Genomic DNA, 21866 nt, shown 5'->3' with positions numbered 1-21866 from the left:
CCATATTTGAGAGGGGGAGAATATGATGCGTTATCAGAGAAATACCATCGCAATGGCTGCCATGCTAACAGTCATGATGGTAGGTATGACCGCCTGCGGCGCGCAACAGAGTACAAACACAGCAACGAACGCTTCGGCCAAGGTCAAACAAGCGAATACACCAGTCGTCATGAAAGACGACGTAGGGCACAAGGTCACAATCCCGGCCAATCCTACCCGGGTTTTAGCGCCATTTTTGGAAGACGAACTTGTAACCCTAGGAATAAAACCTGTCGCCCAACTGGCATTGGGTCAAGATGTCCAGAGTTCCCTGCAGACTCAATTGAAAAATGTTCCAATACTCGATATGTCCAGCGGACTAGATCCAGAGAAAGTGCTAAGCTTCAATCCTGATTTGATTCTGCTGAATAACACTGCATTGGCAACAGGGAACAAGTATGCGCAACTCGCGAAAATTGCGCCGACTTATGTCTTTAAATACGGGGCGCAAGATTGGCGGCAAACGCTTTTGACGATGGGAAAGATGTTTCATAAAACCAACAAGGCGAAACAAGCGATACAGAATTATGACCAAGAAGCCCAGGATGCTTCTGCCAAGATCCACAAGGCCATCGGCAACAAGACGGTTGCCGTTCTGTGGGTGGATGGCAAAAGCATCTATATCGTCACCAAGGACTGGTTCAGTGGTCAGGTTTTGTATGGAGATATGGGGTTGACGCCGCCAAAAGTGGCGGATGTCAGTGGTGATAACGGCTTTCCGCCGATTTCCATGGAGAAAATACCGAGCATGCATGCCGATTATATTTTCCTGGTATCTGACAGCAAGTCAGCGGCAAATTGGGTGGTTGATGATCCCGTGTGGAAATCGCTTCCCGCCGTACAAGCGGGTCATTCTTATATGGTGAGTTACGGCAACTGGGTACAAACCAGCGGCGTCATTGCGAACACCCAAACCATCAAGGATGCGCTCGCCGACCTGACCAAGTAGGGGATTGAGCAACCGCAGTAGATGCGCGACAATGCCACCCGTTTTATCGATGTCGTCGCCATCAACCAATCATAAGCGTGATGAGAGGGATTCAATCATGCCGAAGACAGACCTGAACCAAATGCTGAAATTGTTTAAGATCAGCCTGCAAGCGGAAGAAACGCCCATTCTTTCGATCCCGATGACAGACATGGTCCAAGCATCGCACATGACGCGTTTTGTGGAAATCTATGCCCCGATGATTCAAGCGTTGGAACCCGGCGCAGCAGCGACTTCCTTTGGTGGGTGGTTCGGTTTTTTGACTGCCGGTTTGCATTATTTTCTTTCTGTCCGAAACACGACCATCGACTTGTCTCTTCGCAACTTAACAGTGCAATTATACCCAGTTGGCCCGCACCATCGCTTTGCGTTTCACTTGGATGATTTTCACGAAATGGCTGGTCCTGTGGATGGGGCACAAAGACAGGCTTGGCGCAAACAGGTGTTGGAGACGTTTTATGCCGCGACAGTGCGCCCGCTGTTTACGGCGTTATCCAAAGCCGCCAACATCAGCATTGGGCAACTTTGGGGGCAATTGCCGATCAAAGTTGCTATGGGGATGGAGCGATTCTCCGTTGGCGCAGATGCGCGGACGTCGCAAACACTTGCGGATGACTACCAATGCTTGCGCACTGAACTAGATGCGAGCGTTTTTGGGCTCAAGCGCAACCCATTCGCTGTGCAGATGCGCAAAATTGAAAGCGAGGCGTCACCACATCAACTTGTTTATATGAAAACCGCCTGTTGTTTGGATCACTGCAGGGTAGGTGGAGCGTACTGTTTTACATGTCCACGAATCAGCGAATCGACGCGCGAAGTGCGCCGTGAAGCATTTCGTGCGGCACAAGCGCAGTGATCGCGAGGCATACTTCATTTTAGAAAGGAGCGATTCGGGTGCTTCGTCGATTTTTTGCATATTATCGACCCTACAAAGGACAGTTCACATTGGATTTCGGTTGCGCGGTGCTGTCTGCATTGCTCGACCTGCTCTTTCCTTTGGTGGTGGGGCGGGTGACCACACAACTTGTGCCGAGCAAGCATTGGTCACTTATCCTGTGGGCGGGCTTTGGGATGCTTGCGATTTATCTCATCAATTCAGGCTTCAAGTATATCGTCAGTTACTATGGCCACAAGTTGGGCATCAGCATTGAAACAGACATGCGCAGAAAATTGTTTGATCACATTCAGAAATTATCATTTCGCTTCTTTGACAACAACGAAACAGGGCGCTTGATTTCGCGCGTGACAAGCGATTTGTTTGAGATTGGCGAATTGGCGCACCATGGACCGGAAGATGTCTTCATTGCCTCCATGACGCTTGTCGCCGCCTTTTTCTTGATGTTGATGACCAACTGGAAACTGGCATTGCTCACGTTTTTCATCGTACCGGCTTTGGTGTGGTTGGAAATTTACTGCGGTCGCAAAATGACAAGGGCCATGCGGCGAATCTTTACGGACATCGCCCATTTCAACGCGCGCACGGCGGACGCGGTCAGCGGCATTCGTGTGGTGCAGGCATTTGCCAACGAGGCGCACGAGCAAGAACAGTTTGCCATTCATAACCGCAGGTATCGTCAAACTAAGTTGTACTCCTATAAGGTTGTGAGCTTGAACGACGCAGTCAGCTACTTGTTGACCTCGGTCGTTTCGCTGTTTGAACTGATTTGCGGGGCATGGTTCATCATCCACCATCAACTGACCTACGGTGGATTTATCGAGTTTTTGTTGCTGACGAACATCCTCTTGCAACCCATCCGAAAAATCAGCTCAGTATTGGAAAATTATCCGAAAGGGGTGGCCGGATTTCAACGGTATTTAGAGATCTTGGAAACCGCGCCAGACGTCGCAGATGCGCCAGACGCCGTTGAAGTGACCCATCTCAAGGGAGACATCTGCTACAACCACGTCTCATTTGGCTATGAGGAACATATGCGAGTCTTTCGCGATGTCAATTTGCAGATTCATGCGGGGGAGACGGTTGCGTTCGTCGGGCCATCCGGTGCGGGAAAAACGACGTTGTGCAGCCTACTGCCGCGATTTTATGAAATTGAAGCGGGAAATATCACCATTGACGGCATGGACATCTGCAAGATGACGTTGGCGTCTTTGCGCAGGCAAATCGGCATTGTCCAGCAGGATGTCTTTATTTTTGCAGGCACACTGCGGGAGAATATCGTCTATGGCAAGATGGACGCCACCGAAGCGGAAATCTGGGAAGCAGTTCATCGCGCGCAATTGGATGAATTTGTTCGATCCCTGCCGCAGGGTCTAGACTCGGTTGTTGGCGAGCGAGGTGTAAAGCTTTCCGGTGGGCAAAAGCAACGCCTGTCCATTGCGCGCATGTTTTTGAAGAATCCGCCGGTACTCATTCTCGACGAAGCGACGTCGGCGCTCGACACCGTGACGGAAATGGCGATACAGCAATCTTTGGCAGAATTGTCGCGTGGGCGGACGACCTTGGTGGTGGCCCACCGGTTGGCTACCATCCGCAATGCCGACAGAATTGTCGTCGTCACACAAAACGGCATCGTCGAACAGGGGAGTCATCAGGAATTGGTGCAAAGCGGCGGCCTGTACAGTCAATTGCACAGGGCACAGTACAGTTCATGAGCGAAATACGTTTGAGCGGCGGGCAGAGGTTCGTCGCTTTTTGTGGGGGGATCGACCTTGTCAGATGTTGTCTGGAGATGCGACGAAGTCCCCATCACTGATGGACTGCCCTGCCAGCACCGAGCTCTGGCCGCTTTTGCTTGGGCGCAGCGGTATTCTGGATAAGAAGACAGCGGCAAAACTGCCGATGACAAGACAGCAGACCACGTTGATCATACAAGCTACGCCAGCAAGCGGTCCGAACGCATCGGTGGCGAGGACGGCGGCCAAGGCGGTATTGCATATCCCGACTTCAAACAGTTCGCTGCGCAGCGTGGACGAATCAAATTTCAACAGGCGTGCGTAGAGACCGCCCGCCCCCATTTGTAATAGGATTTGCAGGATAACGCAGACGAAAATGGGCACCAGGATTGCCGCATGCGCGGAGACAGACGCGCTTGCCGGCGCAACAATGCCAATGACAACAACATACAGCGCCAGCGCGGACAGCATGGAGGACATCGGACGTACCCACGTCTGAATTTTGGGCGCCACAATTTGCAGTAAAATGCCGCACACAAGTGGTAGAAACACAATGCGCGCAGTTTTGAGCACAAAGGGGAGGTAGGCGAGATGCACGCCTTGCCCGGCAAACAATTTGCTCAAGGCAGGGGTGAGCAGTGGGGCGATGAGTGTGTCAATACCAGACATGCAGACACTAAGAGATAAATCGCCATTGGCGACCAACGTATTCAGATTCGAGGAAGAGCCACTCGGCACGACGCCATTCATAATGATGCCATTGGCCAATTGCGTGTGCAGGCCAAAAAACAGCCATGCCAAGAGAACAGAGACCCCCGGCGCGATGATCCAATGCCCAAGCGAGCCGAGCAGCGGCGGAATGGGTCGCTTTAAAAATTGCTTCAGTCGTTGCCGCTCCAACGTCATGCCCATCATGAAGAGCACAAATCCAAGCGCGTCATCTGAAATGCCGCTCCAACTGATAAATGTACGAGACCAATGAAAGGCAATGAGGGAAACGACGACAATCCAGAGCGGCATCAACTTGGCGATGACAAATGTAAGTAGACGCATAGATGAGACTTCCCTTCAAGATTGGAGATGTTCTACGAGCGTGTGGGCCGCAACTTGAATGTGTTGTTCCAACAAACCAATGGCAGTCTCCACATCTCTTTGTTGACAAGCAGCCAACAGCGCCCAATGTTCCTGTTGCGACCGCTGCATGTAGTTTAGGTGTTTGAGCTGCATGCGCACGTATCGATCCATCTGGACATACAAGGTTTCAATCATGGCGACCAAACGCGGACGTTGGGCAGGGGAATACAGCGCATCGTGAAATTGCCAGTTCAGGTCTCCCCAATGGGCAACATCGGGATCCGCCTCAATCCTGTGAAGAACATCTTCAGCTCGCTTTAAATCGGCGCCGGACATCTTATCCATGGCCATACGCAACGCCATGGTTTCCAGCGCCACGCGAATTTCATAAATTTCTTGCACCTCCATCGAAGACAGTTCCGTAACGACAGCGCCACGGTGCGGATAAAATGTGACAAGCCCTTCCGCTTCCAACTGGCGCAGCGCTTCGCGCACGGGAATGCGGCTCACGCCGAACTGGTTTGCAATCTCATCCTGGAAAAGTTGTTCTCCAGCCGCCAGTTCTCCCTGCATGATGGACTCCCGCAGCGCCTCAGCAATCAATTGAGGAGTACTTTTTTGGAGTTGTTTTACATTTTTCGATCCGGTTAGATTCTTCATGACGCATATTGTATACGTGTATAAAATATACGTCAAGAAATCGGAAGAGGTGGACCCTCGGGCATCCCTCTGGTCGATGGATTTTACAAGCCTGTGCAAGGAATTTCCGGTGGTGCTTGATGGTACGACGCTTTTGCGCCGGAAGCGACTCGATACATATTCAAGTGCGTCGTGATGGTGCTAGAGAGAAATCTTCGCGTATTTTCTGGACTTACGATTCAAGCGCCCTCTGGGTTCTTTTTCAACTTTCGCATCTGTCTCTTTTCTACAACCTGTTCATAGGCGTTTACAACTGTATCTACATCCTCCTGCAATTCGGAAGTGAGCATATGGTTTGAAGTTACATCTGCTTTTAGTGCAGGGATGTGGTTGTGTATCATTTGTGCAAGCATGCGGTTATTTTGCTCTGTAAGATTACGGACGTTCTTGAGTTCCACATGTGCTTCGTCAAAGCGACGATTCACATCGTTACGGAAGTCAGCGAGCGTATCTTTGAATTCTTTGCGAGCAGCAGCGAACTTATCGTTGGATTCGGCACGGTCAGCAGCAAGCGCATCTTTGAATTCTTTGCGAGCGGCGGCGAAATCACTGTCGGATTTGGCACGGTCGGCAGCGAGCGTATCTTTGAATTCTATTTGAGCAGCGGCGAACTTACTGTCGGATTTGGCACGGCCGGCAGCGAGCGCATCTTTGAATTCTTTGCGAGCAGCGGCGAAATCACTGTCGGATTTGGCACGGTCGGCAGCGAGCGTATCTTTGAATTCTTTTTGAACAGCGGCGAACTTACTGTCGGATTTGGCACGGTCAGCAGCGAGCGCATCTTTGAATTCTTTGCGAGCGGCGGCGAGCATATCTTTGAATTCTTTGCGGTCGGCAGCGAGCGCATCCTTGAATTCTATTTGAGCAGCAGCGAACTTATTGTCGGATTCTTTGCGGTTGGCGGCGAGCGCATCCTTGAATTCTATTTGAGCAGCAGCGAACTTATCGTCGGATTCTTTGCGGTCGGCAGCGAGCGCATCCTTGAATTCTATTTGAGCAGCGGCGAAATCACTGTCGGATTTGGCACGGTCAGCAGCGAGTGCATCCTTGAATTCATTACGGACGGTAGAAAATTCGCTATTAAACTCGGAACGCAGTCCATCAAGCCCTTCGCGCAATTCACGACTGAACTTCGCATCCATTTTGTCAAATCGCGTGTTGATATCGTTTTTAAAATCAGTGAGAAAAGATTTTAGTTCTTCATCCATTCACTGTTCCTCCTATCTTAAAAGCGGATAAGAGCTAACTCGTTTGCCTATGGACCTCAGTATAGATGGTGTTCATCTTCCCTACAATGCACGCTTTGGAGAAAAAATTCCCTAAGCGCTAGGCCAAAGAAGCAAACGGAAAACGATTGAAAAAGTGCCCATGGCATGCCAAATAACCACACCCGTAAAGTGGATTCTATCCAAAACGCGAAGCTGTTTATGTCATCCCTATTTGCAAGGGATGGAAAATTATGATGGTAAGGGTGATGGAAAGAACATGAGTGTGCAGCAAACAGAGGAACGCGTAGTCACTCAACTCTTTCCCTACGATCAGTTGCTAAGAGATGTACGTGGCCGATGACGCTCGGCTTATCGACGGTTACGGCGCGAATCTGGCACATTTGCGACTTGTCAAACAGCAGTGTGATCCCGAAGGTCTGTCCGCCCGTGTCTATCTTGATTAAACTGACGGGCAGACATTCATTTGAGATGAGCGTCTGTCCGATTTTTCATACTCATGAAGAACAGCATGAAGCTCATCAATGTAATTGACGCTTGATCTCTTCCACCTGTGCAACGCTTAATCCAGTGGCATTCGCCACTTCCGAAACATCATGGTTCATCAATAAAAAATTACGGGCAATTTCCAGGGATTTTTCTAATTTGCCTTCTTCCCTGCCAACTTCAATGCCCTCCGCTCTCGCATCGGCCAACCATGAAGCCTTATCCATCATCGCCATGTGACGAGCGAGATAAGCTGCCCAATTATCTGGATCTCGACTGATTTGCTCCCATGCTTCCATCGCCTTCTCCATTATTGGATCTTTCATCGCCAACGCCTCCAGCTCTGTACGAATTTGTTCATTGTCTGCTGCATCGAGCAACAGCAACCATCTTTCCAGTGGGTCTTGAACAGCCTGTGCAAGGTTGTCTAGATATGATTTCCGCAATTTCGGCAACTCGATAAAATGAATCTCCATCACATCGGTCATCGGCATCTGTGTTTTTTCGTCAAGTAAATGATATGTCGAGTGGTACACTGGTGTCGAGTCGAAATAGTGAAAATCCAAGATGTTCACCGTGATGGTGCGATTCAATTCGAGGTATTTCATGCCCGATTTCGCTTGGCTACGAAAAAGGCTTGCCCAGTAATACAACGAGCGCTTCACCATATCCCTGTGATTGGATAGTTGAATTTCGATATTGATTCGTTCCTCTGCATCGGTGACGGCAAACACATCCAGACGGGCTTCCTTGTCGCCGAAGGTTTCCGCCGTCAACTCTGTATTGGGAAACGTCACAGACACAATGTGCTCCCTTTTGCTCCGTTTGAACAATGCGTTGAGAAGGTCTATCAGTAGTTCTGCGTTCTGCGGTTGACCAAACATCTGTTTGAAGGCAAAATCCACTTTTAAATCCATTCATAAATCCTGACTTCGTAGCATGCCGCTCACCTCTCAACAGAGTGTACTGTCATTCCAGCAATAGTGCGATTATGTACAGTACAAGTTCATCAAAGCGAGTATGTGAGGGCATGATTTCCTTGAGCATCATCAGTAGGCGCAGGTTCGATCCGACACCAACTGCGATCCTACAACGCCACAAAGCCGCTGCATTTTCCAGCGGCCCTGTGGCAATTGCGGCATGTCACTTGCGATCATGCACGAATAGATATGTGGTAGTCTTGCAGCCACTTGTTGACCTGGACCAAAAACGCCAAGTAGTGCGTCCGCATCTGCGCTTCAGTCATGATGGAATCGCCTGTTTCCGCAGGGGCCAGAAGCCGCTTCACTTTGTCTTTGTCCACCAATGCCAACAAAGGCGCGTTTGCATCGGACAAGATGTCCAACACACTGGAACGAACGGCCTCAACATAAGACGGATTCTGTGTGCCGGGATAACCACTCTTTTTGCGATAGAGCACCTCATGCGGCAACAAATCCTTCACAGCCTCCCGCAAGATGCCCTTCTCTCTATCACCGACGGTCTTGATGTTCCAGGGAATATTCCACACATACTCAACGAGTCGATGATCACAAAATGGCACCCGCACCTCCAAGCCAATGGCCATGCTCATCCTGTCTTTGCGATCCAGCAGGGTTGGCAGCGACCCCCACACCAAGTGAAGGTAGAAGATCTCCCGCATGCGTTCGTCGGATGCGCTTTCACCAGCCAAGCGGGGGACCTCTGCCATCGCTTGTTGGTAGCGCGCTTGCAGGTATTCCTCTGGTTTGATTTTAGTTTCGATGTCTTCCATTAAGACACTGGGCCGTGTCGCATGGAATGGAAATGTCTTTGCTTTGACGTATTTCTCCGAATGGAACCAGGGGTACCCGCCAAACACCTCATCCGCGGATTCGCCGGATAACGCCACCGTGGCATTCTGTTTGAGCGCCTTGAACATCAGGTACAAGGAGGTATCCATTTCACCCATCGCGGGTAGATCACGCGCACGCAATGGAATGAAGGCGGATTTGATCAAATCGGGCGTGTCGATCACGATATCACGATGGCGGGATTTGATATGTTCTGCCACGAGATGGGCGTATGGCCCGTCGAGATCCGGTCGGATCATACTTGGCTGAAAATGTTTATCGCTGTCTTTGAAGTCGACGGCAAACGTCTGTAAGGTCTCTTTCTTTTGGCGGTTGAGAATGTCGGCGGCAATCGCAGACAAGGCGCTGGAATCCAAGCCGCCGGACAAGAGGGTGCAATAAGGCACATCGGAAATCAGCTGGCGTTCGACGATATCGTAAAGCAGTTCCCGGATGTGTTTTGCGGTGGTGTCAACGTCGGCTGTGTGTGGGTGGCTCTCCAATTGCCAATATTGAGTGAGGTGGCTGCCAGAACGGTTGAAGCGAAGTGTATAACCCGGTCGGATTTCATGCACATCCTTGTAAATCCCATGCCCAGGTGTTCGCAGGGGATGCATGGTGAAGATTTCAGCCAACCCTTCCATGTTCACTTCAGGTTCTACCAGCGGATTGGCCAGAAACGCTTTTGGCTCTGAACCAAAGACGATGGCGTTGTCGCGTTCTGCATAGAATAGCGGTTTCACCCCTAGTCTATCTCTGGCCAGGAAGAGTTCCTGGTTTTCCTCATCCCAGATGCCGAACGCGAAAATGCCGTTCAGGTGTTCGACACAGGCAGGGCCCCATTCAATGTAGGAAGTCAGCAGGACTTCCGTATCAGAGCGCGTCGTAAAGCTATGCCCACGCGATTTGAGCTCACGTTGCAGTTCTTGGAAATTGTAGATTTCGCCGCTGTACGTGATGACATATGTCTTTGTATCGGAGATTTTTTTGACCATCGGCTGACTGCCGCCCTCAATGTCGATGACGGCCAGGCGTCTGTGGCCAAAAGCGACGCGGGGGGACAGCCAAATCGGTATCCGGTCCACGACACTCCATCGTGTCTGTCATGGCTTGCAGCACTTCTTTTTCTTTGGTCAAGTCACGCCGCCAATCTACCCATCCTGTGATACCGCACATGATTAGTCACATCCTTTGCTAAACCATAGGTGTTTGCCACGAGAATATTTCGGGTGGGTGAATATATGGTTTGTAAAGAATACTGTAGCAGAATTGAGGTGGGGTGGAGCGGGATGGGGATATGATGAATAATTGGGGTGGGGGGTCATTTGGGTAGCCTTTTCAAGACAAAGCTATTGAAATGTTAAGTGGAGTAAACATACGTAGGTCAGCGAAGAGTCCCACAAGAACGTAGTGCTTGATGGGTTAGCGAAGAGCCAATGCTAAGTGTCGTATTAATATCTTTTGTGAAAAATGTTACTGAACGATAAGGATATATAGATTGACGAAAAAAGTCGAGTGGTGTAATTTTGTTATGTGAGCATGAATTAGGAGCACAGATAAATGACTATTTTATCATTAATAAACCAATTAATGATGTGAATTCCTGTGTATCTTGGTTATGCTAAGGCGTAATGATGAAAATTCTTTAAGAAAATTCGCTAGAAATGTTCTACCATAATAATAGCTCGAAAAGAAAAAGAAGCTTTGACTGGGGAATAGGGATAAAAAAATACATATACTCTAAAGTGGAGAGTCCTACATTTTTGCTCTCTTCAGCTTTGTGCTCCCCTCTCCGTTAGAAGCGGCTGTTCCAGATTGATTAACCGCGATAAACTTCCAATTGTAATTCACAGTTTAATCTTCTTTGGGCAGGGCCCACATCTATTAAGATGTTTAATGGTAACCTGAACCATGCAGCTTACAACCGAATTGTTCATAACTGTTTTGGATGGAAAAGCACGTCGAATAAATGAAAAACCGCTCGAGGCAAGGCAGTTTAGTGGACTTGCCGTTGATGTTAATTATCGCTTCAATCGATATCACCCATCATTAGGTTACTTTTCGAAGGCGCAGACTTGTGTTTAGGGGATAAATGAGCTGCTCAAGTGGATAGGTATAAGAGCGATATTAGTTTAACTGAATAAGCTATATCTCAACGAGGAGGAGCGGATATTAACACTCGCTTTAGATATGGCTAGATCAATTTCATCCAATTTTTTACTCTGGGTATGGAGTGAGAGTAAGTTGAAGATCGCTATTGTACATGATTATTTAAATCAACTAGGGGGAGCAGAGCGGGTTGTTGCTACACTGCATCAGATGTTCCCGGAGGCTCCAGTGTACACAATTCTTGTTGACCCGGACAAGTTATGGAGTGAGATGAAGGACGCTAACATAATAACAAGCTTCATACAAAAAATGGGTTTTGTACAAAATCACTTTAAGCTATTTTTCTGGCTATATCCGTTTGTAATTCGCACACTTCCTGTAAGGGGATACGATTTAGTTATTTCATCAAGTAGCGCATACGGAAAGGCTGTGTCCATTGGACCAACTGACGATGGAACAAAGCCTATACACATTTGTTACTGCCATACCCCGATGCGTTTTGCGTGGAATTTTGATGAGTATATAGAAAATGAAACCTCAAAAGGATTACTTAGGAGATTGGCAAGGTTGTTGGTACCTTTCCTGAAAATGTGGGATGTACAAACAGCGAAGAATGTCGACTATTTCATCGCCAACTCTTCAGTAGTTTCAAAAAGAATAAAGAATTATTACAACAGGAGTTCAAAGGTGATCTTTCCTCCTGTGGATATACCTATAAAACCTACGTTTGAAGAACCAGGGGACTATTTTTTAGTTGTATCAAGATTGGTTAGCTATAAACGCATTGACCTTGCTGTCAGAGCATGTACAGAGGCCGACCTACCCCTTCTAGTGATCGGTGATGGGCCAGACAGAAATAGGCTCGAGAGTGTCGCTGGCCCATCTATTAGATTTCTTGGTTATCAATCTGAAGAATCTAAATTGGAATACATGGCCCGATGCAGGGCGTTAATTTTCCCGGGAGAGGAGGATTTCGGTATTACCCCGTTGGAAGTAAACGGATTAGGTCGTCCTGTTGTCGCCTATAGAGCGGGCGGGGCTTTGGATACTGTCAAGCATGAGCTAAATGGATTATATTTTGATAAGCAAACTGTCGAAGACTTGGTTCAAACCTTATATCAAGCATCGAAACATAAATGGGATTCTAACGAAATCCATACATGGGCAAAGAATTTTGGTCGTGAAGTTTTTGAGTCGAATATAAAAGAGATGTTGGTTGTGGGAAAACGGCGTTAATATTTCAGAGTATCTATAATATTCAAATTTGAGTTGGTGAATTTTCGGAAAAATAAATACCCAAAAAATACTAATAAATACAATGTATGTTATTTGTTTGATGGCGGATATTGCCCTCTTGTAATACTTTGTGCGTACTACGGCTATTAGTTTTTAGGAATGAACTTGCCCTACATCACTCTGAAGATATGCTAGGATAAATGTCTTCATCAAAGGGGAGTATGAGTGTATGCCTGTCGCCATGAGTCGGCACGGAACAACTGCTATTTTGGTAGGTATAATCATTATTTTATCAATTTTCATAGGAGCTATATCGACAAAGATATATAGTATACCAATTGTATTGGTAGTAGTCGGACTACTCATATTATTTCTGGTGAGGAAATTCTTCCATAACAGTGTGAATTACTGGTTCGCTCTTACGCTGCTGGCTTGGGCGATATCACCTAGTTTCAATATAGGTAACTTTCGGATTGAAATTGGTGATATTTTAGCTTTGATTGGAATTGTTCTTTTTTTTCGTAATACTAGAGGGTATTGGACTTTTGGTTTTTTTCAGCGCTCTTTTATTATCTATATTATTACTGGAATCTTATCTGTCTTTATACTTACATGGTATACATCGTCATTTTCGGCTGGAATCGCAAGCGATTTTAGGATATTTCGCCTTTTTGCTGCCTTGTTTATGTTCGTACTTGTTCGTTCCCAAGGATACATGCAAACATCGGAAGCCTATCGGATTTTAGACTTGACCATCTTTGGTTCGGTGGTTGGGTGTATTGTAACTTTGATCGAGTTCAAGCTAGGTATAGGCATGACGTCGCAACAGTATTTCACATTAAATGGAGTTCAGATGTATAGAGCAGGTGGGACAATCTATGAGAATGCTGGAGCTTTCGGGAACTATGAGTCAATTTTGTTCGGCATATCCTTATGGATGACATATCGACGTCGGGGCCTTGTTATGGTTTGCTATTTTTTGGCTACAGCACTATTTGCTTTTGGGGCAATTTCGTCTTACTCAAGAGCAGCCATGTTGGCCATTGCCGTTAATTTTTTATTACTTTGGATAGGGAATCGTGGTAAGGCCGTAAGCTTAATAGGAGTTGCGGTCACAACATCGACCATTATTATAGCGATGAATGAATTCATGCATGGATTTATTGCACAATTGTGGATGACTAGAGTTGTGCCACTCTTCTCTATATCGAGTGTTCAGCAGTTTAATGTTGCAGGAGGAGGACGAGTAACTTCTTGGAGCAACTCATTGTCTTTTATAGCTTCTCATCTTTGGAGTCTTTTTCTCGGTATCGGATATAACGGAGTTAACTATGCATCGACTGTATTTAATTACACTATGTTTACTGACAATGGGTTTATCTCATCGATTTTAGAACAAGGTATTATTGGATTAATATCTTTTACACTCTTTCTGTTTACCCCAATTGTAATGTCCATTAGAAATCTGTCTCGTGGATCAATAACCTGGATGATACTAGCTATTTGGGTTTCTGAGTTATTGCAATCATTAACAGGAGATGTATTTACTTTTTGGAAAACAATTCCTGTTTTGTTTTTTGTCACAGCGTTTTTTTTCTCTCAATATTTTATGGAAGAAGGAGGAAAGATTGATGTTCGCATCGATCATAGTACCAAGTTACCAACGGGCAAAATATCTTTCAGACTGCCTAGCAAGTATTCTAAACCAACAAACGTGCAATGATCTTGATTACGAAGTACTTGTGGTTATTCGTCGAGGTGATAAAGATACAGAACTAGTAGTCAGTCAATTCCTAAATCAACGCCTCGTACCAGTGTATGTTAATCACCCTGGTGTACTTGAGGCAATGAAGGTGGGGGTTTCTGCTTCAAAAGGTGACATTGTCTTATTTATTGATGATGATGCCGAAGCTCCAAGTAATTGGATTTCTGCACATTGTTCGTACTATATAAACGATACGGACTCTATTGCTTGTGTCGCGGGGCGTGACATTTTAGATGCTCAAATACCGATACAAAGGTTTTCTTTTGGAAGAGTTGGTATAGTAACTGGCTATGGCAGGCTGATTGGGGACCATTGTCAGGCAGGAAAGGCGAGACAAGAGATAGATGTGCCGAAAGGAGTCAACATGAGTGTTAGACGGCGGTTTATCGAGTTGCCAAATCAATTATCTGGATCGGGTGCGCAGATCCACTGGGAAGTCTATTTGGGACTAGCTCTAACAAGTAGGGGAAAAAAAGTTATATACGACCCAAATGTAATTGTCCACCATCACTCTGCTCCCAGACCCGTTGGAGATGACCGAAAGGATTTAAGCCTTGAGGCGGTGTTTGATGCTGCTTACAATTTTTCATATGCTTTTGCTAAGTTTCGACCCTGGAATCAATGCTTTCCTGCTGTAGTCTACTGGTCTCTTTGTGGGGATGCTGCTGCGCCAGGTGTACTTAGGTGCATAACCCGATGGGGATTGAAGCAAAGCTGGGTTTGTTGGTATATAGCAATGAAAGGACGATTCCTTGGGTTGATCAATGGACGGCGGGAGAATGTTCATGCATAGACGAAAGCGTATCCTGTTTTTAGATCATCAGATATTCAGGGGTGGCGGTGAGGTTGTAGTCGAGTTATTGGCAACAGAACTGCCCGCAGATCAATATGATGTTGCAGTTTGTGGCTCTCCAGGGTCGGCACTAGAATCTTTTTGCGCTCGGAAAGGCATACTCTTTTTTCAATTAAAATTAGATCGTAAGTTAGCTGATCGAAAGTATGCGGATGGATTGAGGGACACGATTTTGTCCCTAATGTGCATGCCTCTAAAATTGATACGACCTATTTTATCGTTGTGCCAAGCTTGCAAGATTTTTAATCCAGACATTGTTCACGTTCACACACTGAAGTGTGCTATTCTACTTGTCCCAATCATTTTATTTTCCAAATTGAGGTTTAATTCCAGTGCTTTTTATGTTTATCATGATCATACTCTTACTTCATCCATCTTTCATAAAATCATTTTAAGAATGTTCAATACAGTGATTTGCGTTTCGGATAGTGTCCGAAGTAAGTACAGGCACTCTTCAGGACGAAGGATCCAAATGATTTGGAATGGGATATCGTCTGATATTCTTAATCTCAAGTCTAAAAATCCTCAAGTGTTTTTGGGACTACGAGGTGAAGCGCCTATTGTGGTCTTTTCCGGAAGAATTGTTCCGTGGAAGGGTGTACACATCTTAATTCAGGCCGTGGCAGTATTGTTGAATCAAGGGTATAAAATTCACACAATAATTTTAGGAGTTAATGCCCATTCCTCCGATTTACGGTATGAGAATACTTTATATAAACTTGTTAGTGATTACGGTCTTCAGGAGCAGATTAGTTTTCTTGATTTTCTTCCTCAAGACGATGCACACAGTGTAATTGCTGGCGCAGATATAGTGGTAATTCCGTCTGTCGAGCCAGAGCCTTTTGGGCTGGCTGCTTTAGAGGCACTTGCCTTAGGACGAGTGGTGGTGGGGACTAATGCCGGAGGACTTGGAGATATATTGAAGAAATGGGGGGGGATCCTCACTGAACCAGGAGATATTGATTCATTGGTTTTAGGAATGGAGAGAGCTTTAATGGTTCTGCGAACCCAACATATAGAAGAGAGAGTGTCTAAAGGTATCTCTATTTGTGAGGCTTGTAGCTCAACAAAGTTTGTTAGCAAGATTACGAACGTGTACCAATCCCATAACGCGTAAGGAAGCTAGTTGGAGATACTCTGCGCGTACACTAGGTAGTCTACGCAAACGCGCTATTGCACCTGAATAATCACTAAGCAACATTTTTCTAGACTTAACTTATTAGTGCCTTGGTTATTTTAGTGAGGGGAGAGAGCGTAGTTGGAGATTGTCTACGTTGCCGATACTGCATATCCAGACTCAATGGGTGGATCGCACCGATACACATATGAAGTATGTAAGAGGCTAGTGAACAATTTTGGATTCGTAGTCACTATGATTGTGCCAAGATTGGATGAACGACCCTATGATGAGGTAATCGACGGCATACGCTATTTAAGATATGACAGAAAGCCTCTTCCATTCGGAGGATTCGACTATGTTACCGGAGTTACTCGACTCCTGATCCGGATAAGTCGAAAAACGAAACCAGATTTAATCGAAGTTAATTGGCCGCTTCCGGGATTATCCGTCGCAATTTGGAGAAAACTCATTCGGATGTTTAAATCTAACAACGTGCCGCGGTTAGTTTACTCATTCCATGGGCCCGCGGCAGATGAGTTTAGCGCAGAGATTCCGGATAAGATGAAATCGATTATTACCCGAACTTTGATAGCAGTAATTAACCAAGCAGAACGGGTATCTGTTAGAGAGTCAGATGTCATCATTACTGCGAGTAATTACATGAAGCTCCTTTGTGAACAGAAGCACTTTCGTAAACGCTCGAAGTCCTTTTCAATCCTTGGGGCAGGGGTTGATATGAGCCATTTTCAATTAGATTCTGAATCTGATAACAAGCTGTCGGCCAGAGCTAAATTACAATTACCTGACAATGTTAGGATATTATTCACAGCAAGACGATTGAGACAACGGATGGGTCTCGACCTTTTGATTGAAGCAATGGCGGAACTAAAAATACGTAAAGGGCAAGTATCTTATCATCTATTTGTGGCAGGAAGAGGTCCAATGTTAAACCACCTGAATGCTGTAGCACATAACTTAGGTGTTCAAGATTGTGTGAACTTTGTTGGTTTTGTGGATGATGAAGAACTCTTGCTTTACTACAAAGCAGCCGATTTGGTGGTACTCCCGTCTAAGGAGCTCGAAGGATTCGGCCTCACCGTAATAGAATCTCTTGCCTCTGGGACACCAGTGGTTGCAACTCCCGTCGGAGGTCTTCCTGAAGTAATAAGTGGGCTTGATGAAAGGCTTCTTTCAAAGGGATTAACGGCCAGCGACATTGCTTCTTCCATAGAGGGATACTTTAAGTGGGGACCAATTGAAGCTCAAACCTGTAGGAATTTTGTTTCGAAGTATGCATGGGAGGAATTGGTGCGGCAGAGGGTATCGGATTACCAGGCACTAGTTAGTGGTGATATAGATGTGAAATGAAAAATGGTCTAAATGGTATATTTTGTGTAATGTGCAGCGCTGTTCGTTTGCAGCCAAAGTTTTCAGGAGGTGAGGAGGATTACATGTTTCTTGAGTAACGAAAGAATGTTTTCTTTGTTGAGGTGCGGCATGGTGCATCCTATTTTAAACGCAACAGCTTATGAGCTGATTGTCAGGGTCAAATATGTTGTTTGTGTGTTTGTTGTTAGAATATACAGTATTTTTAAGAGCACACGGCGACGTTGGTTAAGCTATTCTCGATCTTATTAAGACAGACTGATCAATTATAAACAGAGAAAATGGGAAGGGATAGCATAATGAATCGAGGTTTGAGGATTTTAGTGGTATCACAAACAAATCTAAAGCATGTTGGTGGACTCGAGCGTGTGGTAAACGAGCAGATAGAATATCTTGAACGCAAAGGGTTTGAGGTTGAGGTGTTGTCAGTAGATAAAACAACAAATCACCTGACTGCACTTAGTAGACTTCGTTTTCGCTTAAATGCAGCGTTTGTTTCACTTAAAAGTGACATTGTAATTGCTCATGGGTCAGATGGGGCTTTTGTTGCCATATGCGGATTAATTACACGGGTATTCGGTAAAAGTCGTAGGTTAGTAACATTTACTCACGGAATTGAACAGCGTTTGCGACAGATAGAACAAAAAAATCAATGGGGAATTCGCCGTTATTTTGCGGAATTGCAGAGTTGTTGGTCTGTAAGATACTCTTATATGACGGTTGTGATGAGTAACGAAGATAAAGACTGGCTATTAGGGAATTATGTCGCCAGCCCAGAGCAACTGTATTTGTTTCGTAACTCGATAAATAACAATTATAGAAGTATAGAGTTTAAATCACGCCGAAAGCCTAGTTATTCTATACTTTTTGTGGGATCCCCTATATATAGAAAGGGATTCGATTTGCTTTTGGCATCATTCGTGAAAGTCAAGCAATTTTATCCTTGTGCCAGATTAACATTAGCTGTTGGTGATAAAGAGTTAGACCTTTCTAATATAGATGGAGTTGAGATAGTAAGTTTATCATCGGATGAAGAATCAATAAATGCTTACCGTTCACATGATATATGTATATTACCATCGCGTTTCGAGGGATTGCCCCTAAGTGTCTTAGAGGCGATGTCATGTGGGTCGCTAGTTATTACGACTAATCGTTGTGGTATGAAGGATGTAATTACGAGTTGGGAAAATGGAATACTTACGGAATTAGATGTTGAGGAAATTGTGAGGGCTATATTGTGGTCATGGGAGCATTGGGGTGAGGTAGATCGGATAAGAAAAGAAGCTTATAACAGCGTAAGAGAATGGACCTGGGAAGAGTCATTCTCCGATTTAATAAGTCACGTAATTAAATCATGAATAGCAAAGTTTATGGTGCAGCTATTTATAATAAAACGCATCTCGATTAATGCGATTCAAGGAGGACTCGCACATGCTTCCAAACTTCATTCTGGTAGGATCCGCAAAATCTGGAACGACAGCTTTAGACTATTTTCTTAAAAAGCATAAGGATATCTACATGTCTCCGGTTAAGGAGTCTCATTTTTTTTCTTCTCAGGAAATAACACAATTTAACGGTCCGGGTGACGAAGGAATACTGAAGGGGATTGTACGAGATGTTTCTACTTATGAAGGGCTGTTCACGGGGGTCACCAATGAAAAGGTCGTAGGTGAGTCATCTGTTTATTACTTATATTATCCACAAACCCCTAAGACAATCAAATCTCTAGTCCCACATGCGAAAATTATTATTGTTCTTCGCAATCCGATTGATCGGGCATACAGTGCTTATTGGCATCTTTTGCGAGACCAACGCGAGAACTTGTCTTTTGAGAAAGCTCTTAATATAGAGGGTGAGAGACAAAGGAACAATTTCGAACCTATATGGATGCTTAAAGGACTTGGAATGTACTATGAGCAGATTAAAAGATACATTGATACGTTTGGCAGGGAGTCTGTATTCATAGTTATTTATGATGAGTTTGTATCTGTGCCTAACAGTGTGCTTGTAAATCTATATAAATTCCTTGGAGTTGATGAAACTGTCGAAGTTAGTACAGATGTTCAATTAAATAAATCTGGGATTCCTCGTTCCAAGGTGACGTATGATTTTATTACTAAGCCAAATTCTCTTAAGACAATAATTAAGCCATTTTTGCCTCAATACCTGCGTCAAGTCGTTAAGGCACGTTTGTTGGGGAAAATTTCCTTCGATAAGCCCCGTATGGATGCAACTACAAGGAGAAACTTGGTTAATGTATTTTATGATGACATCCGACGTCTTGAGTATCTTTTAGAAAGGGATTTAAGCTTTTGGACTTGAGAAATTTCAGTAAATTGAATAACGATCCATAAAAATGAGCTTTTTACAAGATATCTTCTCCTTTGATCAACACATGGTACAGAGTGTTGATCAAAGGTTCGAATGCTTTAAACATTAAGTTTATTCGACAAAAATTGAACCCTGATAAACTCTAAAATACGATACATTTGATACAAATTCCAAAAAAACAGTAGGTGAATTACAGTTATAAGTTGAATATAAATCAAATTGTTGATCAAGGTATCTAGGAACTACAAATGACGTTCGATATATGCATATCAAGCGATAATGCCCATAACACAACTAAAGTACTATTTCTGAGGATTAATCTGGTATATCTGCTAAAGTGGTTCCAAACGTATGTTCATTAAGTAGCTTATTAGTTCGGATGCCACAAATACTAAACATATAATTGTTGAAGGAATGTTATAGGAGGCATTATCGGTGCAAAGGTCAATCACAAAATCAACAACTGTTGTATTTATACTCACAACAATAAGTTCGATCCTAGGGTTTGTGAGAGAGTCGTATATTGCTTTTCTATTTGGAGCGACTGGACTTACAGACGCTTTTTATATTGCGCTAATTTTCCCAGATACAATAGTTGGACTTATTCAATCCGCCCTAACGTATTCTCTAGTACCAGTTTTAAAGGCGGAAAGAAGAAAGGACGATAAGTCTGCGAGTACACTGATCTATGTAATTCTCCTTCTTAGTATGGTCATTTTTACGATAATGACCATTATAGCTTTTCTATTTAGAAATCCATTAGTTTCACTATTTTCCCCGGGGTTCTCAAAAAGAGAGCACCTCATAGCGGTACAGCTATTATCTGTTATGATTGTTGGGGTCGTGTTTACCGGAATCTCCGGAGTTTTATCGGGTGTGAATAACGCTTTTGAGGAGTTTACATTTCCTGCAGCAGTAGGTGTGGTATATAATGTGATTTTGATTTCAACCTCTATCATATTGGCACCGGTTCTCGGTATTAGAAGCCTTGCATTTGGTTTTTTAATAGGTGTTTTCGGGAAATTGATAATACAATTTGTTCCGGTTATCCGATATCGATACTTAAGTAAACGCCAAAGTATCTGGCATCCTAGCGTTCCAACTGTAGCACGGTTGATGCCTCCTATTTTAATTAGTTCTGGATTAGGGACAATAAATCTTATTATTGATAGGGTTCTTGCTTCCGGTCTTCCAAATGGTTACATAAGTGACTTAACTTATGCCTCAAAAATAGGTTTGATGCCGGCAATTCTTGTAGGTGGTTCATTGGCTACAACATTGTATAATCAATTTGTCTCGAACATTCTAGACAATAATTTCGTACAGTTGCAAAAGAATCTGGTCAAAGCAACCACTTGGGTAGTTTTTATTAGCATTGTTATTGGTGGCATATTCATTCTTTTTTCAAGCGATATTATATATCTCCTTTTTAGACATGGTGCCTTTACGCTTAAAGATGTTGCGATTACGGCTACTCCGCTAATTATTTATGGTGTTTTTCAGCCATTTTACATTCTGATACCAATTTTGGATAGGGTGTTTTACGCTGCGAAGAAAAATCGGTCTGTGATGATGCGTTCTCTGCTAGCAGTTGGTGTTAACATATTGGTTAGCGTGTTGACCGTACATAGATTGGGAATTAAAGGTCTTGTTTTAGGAAATGGCCTTGCACAAGTGGTGGCGGTTGTAATGCTGTGTACAGCCATCTTCAAATGGACCCGTATATCATATGTGAGAATCATGTTACAAGCATTTAGAAGGGGTGGGATACCTGGAATCTTGGTATTTTGTTCTTTTGGTGCATCATTGTGTATTACGAGAACATGGGGAGAAGGTAGTCTGAAACTACTGGTATTTCAAGGTATGATTGCACTTGGATTTGGAGTACTATTCCTCACTATCTACACCTTTGTTGACGGTAAGAGCGATATTTCTATCTTTCTGAGAAAAATACTTGGAGTAAAAAGAATAACATGAGAAGAACCGTGAATCAATGGTGTGTCAAAGAACTGTTTAAACCATAGTTGATAATCCATCACAAAATCATAGTAAATTAGGGATAATGGTATGTTCTATATATTGTGTATCGAAACTAGAGAGGTAGGGGGCCAA

At 44.6% G+C, this 21866-nt stretch carries 15 protein-coding genes and 1 pseudogene; 11 read left to right on the top strand and 5 right to left on the bottom strand.

Annotation, left to right across the window (positions count from 1 at the left end; genetic code table 11):
* Nucleotides 1–25 precede the first annotated feature (25 nt).
* The 3 genes from ACFSB2_RS21225 (at nt 26) to ACFSB2_RS21215 (ending at nt 3637) form a co-directional block, all read left to right on the top strand.
* A complete protein-coding gene (locus ACFSB2_RS21225; protein ID WP_377945112.1) occupies nt 26–988 on the top strand; it encodes an ABC transporter substrate-binding protein in 963 nt (320 codons plus the stop codon).
* 97 nt (nt 989–1085) lie between these two features.
* Nucleotides 1086–1883, top strand: coding sequence for a hypothetical protein (locus ACFSB2_RS21220; RefSeq protein ID WP_377945111.1), 798 nt, complete (start codon nt 1086–1088; stop codon nt 1881–1883).
* Between the two features lie 38 nt (nt 1884–1921).
* Nucleotides 1922–3637 (top strand): ABC transporter ATP-binding protein, encoded by a 1716-nt coding sequence (locus ACFSB2_RS21215; protein WP_377945110.1) that lies wholly within the window; start codon nt 1922–1924, stop codon nt 3635–3637.
* Nucleotides 3638–3697: 60 nt separating this feature from the next.
* Here ACFSB2_RS21215 and ACFSB2_RS21210 read toward each other — a convergent pair whose 3' ends face one another.
* The 5 genes and pseudogenes from ACFSB2_RS21210 to asnB form a co-directional block, all read right to left on the bottom strand.
* Nucleotides 3698–4711, bottom strand: a complete 1014-nt coding sequence (locus tag ACFSB2_RS21210) for a bile acid:sodium symporter family protein (RefSeq protein WP_377945109.1) — start codon at nt 4709–4711, stop codon at nt 3698–3700.
* 15 nt (nt 4712–4726) lie between these two features.
* The gene (locus ACFSB2_RS21205; RefSeq protein WP_377945108.1) at nt 4727–5392 is read right to left on the bottom strand and encodes a GntR family transcriptional regulator; all 666 of its coding nucleotides are present in this window, start codon (nt 5390–5392) and stop codon (nt 4727–4729) included.
* Nucleotides 5393–5610: 218 nt separating this feature from the next.
* The gene (locus tag ACFSB2_RS21200; protein ID WP_377945107.1) at nt 5611–6639 is read right to left on the bottom strand and encodes a hypothetical protein; all 1029 of its coding nucleotides are present in this window, start codon (nt 6637–6639) and stop codon (nt 5611–5613) included.
* Nucleotides 6640–7178: 539 nt separating this feature from the next.
* Complete coding sequence (locus tag ACFSB2_RS21195) at nt 7179–8060, bottom strand: Rpn family recombination-promoting nuclease/putative transposase (protein WP_377945106.1); 882 nt, start codon at nt 8058–8060, stop codon at nt 7179–7181.
* A 236-nt stretch (nt 8061–8296) separates the two neighbouring features.
* Nucleotides 8297–10130 (bottom strand): annotated as a pseudogene (gene asnB, locus ACFSB2_RS21190) (asparagine synthase (glutamine-hydrolyzing)).
* 1068 nt (nt 10131–11198) lie between these two features.
* Between asnB and ACFSB2_RS21185 the strand changes: the two are divergent.
* The 8 genes from ACFSB2_RS21185 (at nt 11199) to murJ (ending at nt 21731) form a co-directional block, all read left to right on the top strand.
* Nucleotides 11199–12299 carry a glycosyltransferase gene (locus ACFSB2_RS21185; RefSeq protein WP_377945105.1) on the top strand — a complete coding sequence of 367 codons (1101 nt, stop codon included), beginning with the start codon at nt 11199–11201 and terminating at the stop codon, nt 12297–12299.
* A 229-nt stretch (nt 12300–12528) separates the two neighbouring features.
* Nucleotides 12529–14022: an O-antigen ligase family protein gene (locus ACFSB2_RS21180; protein WP_377945104.1), complete on the top strand. Its 1494-nt coding sequence runs from the start codon at nt 12529–12531 to the stop codon at nt 14020–14022.
* A complete protein-coding gene (locus ACFSB2_RS21175) occupies nt 13931–14857 on the top strand; it encodes a glycosyltransferase family 2 protein (RefSeq protein WP_377945103.1) in 927 nt (308 codons plus the stop codon). The genes ACFSB2_RS21180 and ACFSB2_RS21175 overlap by 92 nt, the downstream gene beginning before the upstream one ends.
* Entirely contained in the window at nt 14850–16034 is a 1185-nt protein-coding gene (locus ACFSB2_RS21170; RefSeq protein WP_377945102.1) for a glycosyltransferase family 4 protein, read from the top strand. The genes ACFSB2_RS21175 and ACFSB2_RS21170 overlap by 8 nt, the downstream gene beginning before the upstream one ends.
* Nucleotides 16035–16175: 141 nt before the next feature.
* The gene (locus tag ACFSB2_RS21165; RefSeq protein ID WP_377945101.1) at nt 16176–17405 is read left to right on the top strand and encodes a glycosyltransferase family 4 protein; all 1230 of its coding nucleotides are present in this window, start codon (nt 16176–16178) and stop codon (nt 17403–17405) included.
* Nucleotides 17406–17722: 317 nt separating this feature from the next.
* Nucleotides 17723–18781: a glycosyltransferase family 4 protein gene (locus tag ACFSB2_RS21160; RefSeq protein WP_377945100.1), complete on the top strand. Its 1059-nt coding sequence runs from the start codon at nt 17723–17725 to the stop codon at nt 18779–18781.
* Between the two features lie 73 nt (nt 18782–18854).
* A complete protein-coding gene (locus tag ACFSB2_RS21155; RefSeq protein ID WP_377945099.1) occupies nt 18855–19745 on the top strand; it encodes a sulfotransferase family protein in 891 nt (296 codons plus the stop codon).
* A gap of 444 nt (nt 19746–20189) precedes the next feature.
* Nucleotides 20190–21731, top strand: a complete 1542-nt coding sequence (murJ, locus tag ACFSB2_RS21150; protein WP_377945098.1) for a murein biosynthesis integral membrane protein MurJ — start codon at nt 20190–20192, stop codon at nt 21729–21731.
* The last annotated feature ends 135 nt before the right edge of the window (nt 21732–21866 follow it).

It is taken from the genome of Alicyclobacillus fodiniaquatilis, assembly GCF_042678105.1.
GTDB lineage: Bacteria > Bacillota > Bacilli > Alicyclobacillales > Alicyclobacillaceae > Alicyclobacillus > Alicyclobacillus fodiniaquatilis.
The sequence above is the reverse complement of the archived record's forward strand: the minus strand, read 5'-3'. Positions and strand labels throughout refer to the sequence as shown.

Bases quoted from the DNA above. Each gene is read 5' to 3' on its own strand.
- ACFSB2_RS21220 (WP_377945111.1), top strand. From the start codon at position 1,086: ATGCCGAAGACAGACCTGAACCAAATGCTGAAATTGTTTAAGATCAGC.
- ACFSB2_RS21170 (WP_377945102.1), top strand. From the start codon at position 14,850: ATGCATAGACGAAAGCGTATCCTGTTTTTAGATCATCAGATATTCAGG.
- ACFSB2_RS21155 (WP_377945099.1), top strand. From the start codon at position 18,855: ATGCTTCCAAACTTCATTCTGGTAGGATCCGCAAAATCTGGAACGACA.
- ACFSB2_RS21200 (WP_377945107.1), bottom strand. From the start codon at position 6,639: ATGGATGAAGAACTAAAATCTTTTCTCACTGATTTTAAAAACGATATC.
- ACFSB2_RS21160 (WP_377945100.1), top strand. From the start codon at position 17,723: ATGAATCGAGGTTTGAGGATTTTAGTGGTATCACAAACAAATCTAAAG.
- ACFSB2_RS21180 (WP_377945104.1), top strand. From the start codon at position 12,529: ATGCCTGTCGCCATGAGTCGGCACGGAACAACTGCTATTTTGGTAGGT.
- ACFSB2_RS21205 (WP_377945108.1), bottom strand. From the start codon at position 5,392: ATGAAGAATCTAACCGGATCGAAAAATGTAAAACAACTCCAAAAAAGT.
- ACFSB2_RS21225 (WP_377945112.1), top strand. From the start codon at position 26: ATGCGTTATCAGAGAAATACCATCGCAATGGCTGCCATGCTAACAGTC.
- ACFSB2_RS21175 (WP_377945103.1), top strand. From the start codon at position 13,931: ATGTTCGCATCGATCATAGTACCAAGTTACCAACGGGCAAAATATCTT.
- ACFSB2_RS21210 (WP_377945109.1), bottom strand. From the start codon at position 4,711: ATGCGTCTACTTACATTTGTCATCGCCAAGTTGATGCCGCTCTGGATT.
- ACFSB2_RS21195 (WP_377945106.1), bottom strand. From the start codon at position 8,060: ATGGATTTAAAAGTGGATTTTGCCTTCAAACAGATGTTTGGTCAACCG.